Origin of the sequence: Streptomyces blattellae (assembly GCF_009709555.1) — a bacterium.
GTDB lineage: Bacteria > Actinomycetota > Actinomycetes > Streptomycetales > Streptomycetaceae > Streptomyces > Streptomyces blattellae.
In genome coordinates this window covers 1-3916 of the sequence record NZ_WJBG01000133.1, presented here as the reverse complement: position 1 = coordinate 3916, position 3916 = coordinate 1, and the positions used below count along the sequence as shown (strand labels likewise).

General features: G+C 68.8%; 6 protein-coding genes. 1 reads left to right on the top strand and 5 read right to left on the bottom strand.

The genetic code is table 11. The features are described 5' to 3' along the window. Window positions 1–217: 217 nt before the first annotated feature. From GFH49_RS13860 to GFH49_RS13840, 5 genes are all read right to left on the bottom strand, one after another. Complete coding sequence (locus GFH49_RS13860) at window positions 218–475, bottom strand: hypothetical protein (protein WP_155056179.1); 258 nt, start codon at window positions 473–475, stop codon at window positions 218–220. After that, on the bottom strand, window positions 472–738 hold the full coding sequence (locus GFH49_RS13855) for a hypothetical protein (RefSeq protein ID WP_155056178.1): 267 nt from the start codon (window positions 736–738) through the stop codon (window positions 472–474). The genes GFH49_RS13860 and GFH49_RS13855 overlap by 4 nt, the downstream gene beginning before the upstream one ends. Beyond that, window positions 735–986, bottom strand: coding sequence for a hypothetical protein (locus tag GFH49_RS13850; protein WP_155056177.1), 252 nt, complete (start codon window positions 984–986; stop codon window positions 735–737). Before GFH49_RS13850 ends, GFH49_RS13855 begins: the two co-directional genes overlap by 4 nt. 88 nt (window positions 987–1074) lie before the next feature. Further along, window positions 1075–1374 (bottom strand): hypothetical protein, encoded by a 300-nt coding sequence (locus GFH49_RS13845; RefSeq protein WP_155056176.1) that lies wholly within the window; start codon window positions 1372–1374, stop codon window positions 1075–1077. A gap of 37 nt (window positions 1375–1411) precedes the next feature. Then, window positions 1412–1756 carry a hypothetical protein gene (locus GFH49_RS13840; RefSeq protein WP_155056175.1) on the bottom strand — a complete coding sequence of 115 codons (345 nt, stop codon included), beginning with the start codon at window positions 1754–1756 and terminating at the stop codon, window positions 1412–1414. A gap of 938 nt (window positions 1757–2694) precedes the next feature. Between GFH49_RS13840 and GFH49_RS13835 the strand changes: the two genes are divergently transcribed. Continuing rightward, a protein-coding gene (locus GFH49_RS13835) for an IS3 family transposase (protein WP_155056154.1) occupies window positions 2695–3872 on the top strand; the annotation gives its coding sequence in 2 pieces (ribosomal slippage) (window positions 2695–2956 and window positions 2956–3872; 1179 coding nt in all). Window positions 3873–3916: the final 44 nt, after the last annotated feature.

The window sequence follows — 3916 nt, the reverse complement described above, 5'->3', positions numbered from 1 at the left end:
GGATCGGGGCCCTTGGGGTGTCCAGCGAAAGCCCTGTTATGGCCCACTCCGGCGTGTGGTCCGGAGCGGCATCCACCCAGGTCAGAAGCCACGTGTGGCGGCCGTTCAGGTCGCTCACAGACCTTGGAACCCGTACAGAGACAGGGCCGCTATCACGCTTCGATGTCCCGGCCGCCCTGGAGGGGGGTATCCCCCAGGTCCCACGGGGTCGTCCGGCTCATGCGAGCCAGGCCACGGCCCCACTCGGCCGGACGGTGCCGCCGGTCCGCACGTCACGCGGGACACGGCTGGCCAGCTCGGCCGGGTCCTGGCTCTCCGGCCGGGCCGTCGGGTCCAGCCCGCCACGGCCCACACGGACAGCCGTGGACATGGACGCCGTGGCGGGGTCCGGGCCGTCGGTATGCGTGGCACCCAGCCGGGCCACGACTTCAGCGGCCACGGCGGCCACCCGTTCGTTGGTTCGCTGATGACTCACGCGGTCACTCCCTTGGGGTCGGCCGTACCCCGGCCGTGGCGGACGAACCCGGGAACGTGGGCTCCACGCGGGTCCTTGAAGACGTGGGCACACAGGCCCCGGAACTCCGTGCTGGTGATGGCGGCCACCAGCTCCGGGCGCTCCACGGCCAGGGCCGCCAGGATGCGGGCCCGGTGCGTCAGGGCCGTGACCGACGGGTCCCGGTGAGCCTGTAGCCAACTCAGCACTTCCCGGCGGGTGTTGGCCGGTGACCGGTACGTCATCGGGCGGCCCCCATCTCCAGCTCCTCCGGTCGCAATGGGTTCTCCATGTGGCCCGCCCGGTACCGGGCGTCCGCCGCGTCCACGTCCGCCAGGTCCAGGCCCAACACCGGGGCCAGCTTGCGGACCTCATCCACGGAGCCGGACCGGGGCGTCCACCCCTCCGCCAGGTGGTTGGCGACGGCCACGGCGACACGGCCCGTGGCGTCCTCCCGGTCCGTCTGCTCCGGGAGCCAGGCAACAAAGTTCACGTCAGCCTCCAGGGCCTCTCTGGGGGCCCGCCAGGGCCCAGGCAGGGGAAGGGGGCCCGGCCCTGTCGCCAGGCCCCCAGGTGGGCGTTCACGCCTTGGAGGTGGCGTCCCGAAGGGCGGAGACCAGCCACTCCCCCGTTACGCGCGGGTCCGTGGACTGCGCCACGTGGAGGATCGCGCCCCACTCGCTTCCGTCGGTCACGTCGTCGTTGGCGTACTTCAGTCCCGCCGGGGCCTCCACGTCGCCCAGCTCCAGGGACAGGTACTCCGCGCGGGCCCTGACGGCCGCGAACCGCTGGTACGCGCGTTCGGCCTCCACGGCCAGCTCCGCCATGCGGGCGTGTTCGCCCTCCAGGGCCTTCACCAGGGCGTCCCGCTCCTCCGCCATGACGCCGGGTCCGTCTCCATGGCGTCGTACTGGGCCCTCAGCTCCCGGGTCCGGTCTGGGCCGCCTGGAGGGCCAGGAGTTTGTCCTCCCGCTGGGCCAGGTCGTCCACGCGCTTGTACGCCTTGGGGGCCGGGCCGCCCGCCAGGTGGGCCGCGTGAGCCTCCCGCCGCTCCCGCTCCTGGCGTTCGTCGGCCGTCCGCAACTCCCGGAACTCCTCCCGGAGACGGCTCACCACGTCCAGGCCCTCCCGGAGGGCCGCATAGGCGTCATGGACCCGCTTGGGGGCCGTCGGCTCATGCCACACGATGGTCACCACCGGCCAGTTGTCCACGGTCGTCCGTGCGCGGTCGTCCAGGGCGTCATGGGGGTTGATCGTGCTCATGGCTCACTCCAAGTCGGTATCTCCAGGACCGACTTGGCCCCGGAACGCGAAAAGGGCCCGTCCGGCTCCGCGCTCAACCAAGGGGGCAGCCCTGGGAGCAACGGGGCCGAACGGGCCCTATCGGGGGTGGGTTGGTTTGCCTGGAGGCGGCCCGGCCCACCGCCGGGAGTCTGCGTTCTCGATTGGCACCCTGCCCGGTGCGCGAACGGCCGCCAGTCGGCCCCGGCAGGACGCTGGGAGAGCATCCGGCCGGAGCCCCTCCGTGGAGCTGGCGACTCATCAGGAGAACGGACGGCCCATGGCCGCCCGCGTGTATTGGTGCACCGCCGTGGCCTGGACGCCAGGACGGGAGGAGAGAACCGTCCGGGGCGCGATGCACCGAGCAAAAAGGCCCCCGCCACGGGGCCGCACTCACTGGACCGCAGAACCCAGGTGAGGCACCACCCGCGAAACGGGGGCCAAGCACGTGGGACGGTCTGCGGTCCGTCTATCTCCATTCACTGGGGGCCGTGACACCCCGCCAGGGCCGCCCTCCGCCGAGACCTGGGCCACCCATGGTCAGGGGGCACAAAAAGCGCCCTGGGACCCTTCTTTCTACGTACGCGTATAGAGAAGAAGGGTCCCCGGGCACTTTTCTTGCCCTGGGGACCCCGTTCCATCACTGTCAGCTCAGCCGGCCGTCACGCAACGCCCAGGAGGGCGGCCCCATGGCGGGGCCGACCCTCCCAGTCAGTGGCGTACACCACTCATCTACGCCGCAGCGTCCAGGCTCGCCGCCGTGACCTCGCTCCGCGCCACGTTGACCTTGGCCACCTTGGCCTTGCCCTTGCTCTGGACCTTGCCGGGGCCGTCCACCCACTGGGGAGTCTGAGGGGCCCCGAAGATCCCGGACAGGGACCCAATAGGGTTGTCCTGTAAGGAATCGAGGGAAGAAGCAAGTGGCACGTCCAAGTCCGTACTCGCCGGAGTTCCGTGAAGAAGCGGTCCAACTGGCTTTGAAATCCAGCAAGCCGGTCGCTCATGTCGCCCGGGAACTCAACGTGAATCCCGAGACGCTCCGCACCTGGGTGCGCCAGCATGAGCGCGAGCACGGACAGCAGGCTGGGCCGCTGCCGGTGGACGAGCGTGCCGAATTGAAGGAGCTGCGACGCCGGAACCGAGAGCTTGAGCAGGAGAACGCCTTCCTGAAAAAAGCCGCAGCGTACTTCGCGAAGGATCCCCGGTAGCGAGCAAGTACGAGTTCATCGATTCGATGCGGCTCGACAACGCGGAGTGCGCGTACTCCGTCGAGTTCATGTGCAGAAAACTCGGCGTGTCCAAGTCCGGCTACTACGACTGGAGAAACCGGCCCGATTCCGCGACCGCCCAGCGGCGCGAGGAACTGCGGCTGCTCATCAAGAAGGCGTTCGACATGTCCGACGGCACCTATGGCTATCGGCGCGTCCACGCGCAGCTGCTGCGCTGGGGCGTCGCCGCCGGCCCGGAGCTGGTCCGCCAGCTGATGCGCGAGCTGGGCCTGGTGCCCTGCCAGCCGCGGCCGAAGCAGTGGTCTCTCACCCAGGCGGCACCCGGTCCGGTGCCGGACCTCGTGGGCCGCGACTTCACCGCCGAGGCACCCGGTGAAAAACTCGTCGGTGACATCACTTACATTCCCACCGGCGAGGGCTGGCTGTATCTGGCAACCGTTATCGACTGCTGCACCAAAGAGGTCATCGGCTATGCCATGGACGACCACTACCAGACGCCATTGATATCCCGGGCCATCCGTAAGGCGGCACGGAACAGGAAGCTCTCGAAGGGTGCCATATTTCACTCCGACCGGGGCAGCAACTACATGTCCGCCGAGTACGCAAAGGTTCTCGAGGGGTTGAGACTTCGCCGGTCGGCCGGGCGTACCGGGATCTGTTTCGACAACGCCATGGCGGAGTCGTTCTTCGGGGCCCTGAAGAACGAACGAGTGTCGCGGGTAACGTACTTGACTCGCGAGGCCGCCCGGCATGACATCACCCGGTACATCGAATTCTGGTACAATCGCAAGCGCCTTCACTCAGCCGTCGGCTATCGCCCTCCGCGAGAAGTCCACGCCGAACATGTGAAGTTGCGAATCGTCGCCTGAAGTAAACAGTCGCATCCCTGTCCGTGGAACGCGAGGCCCCTCAG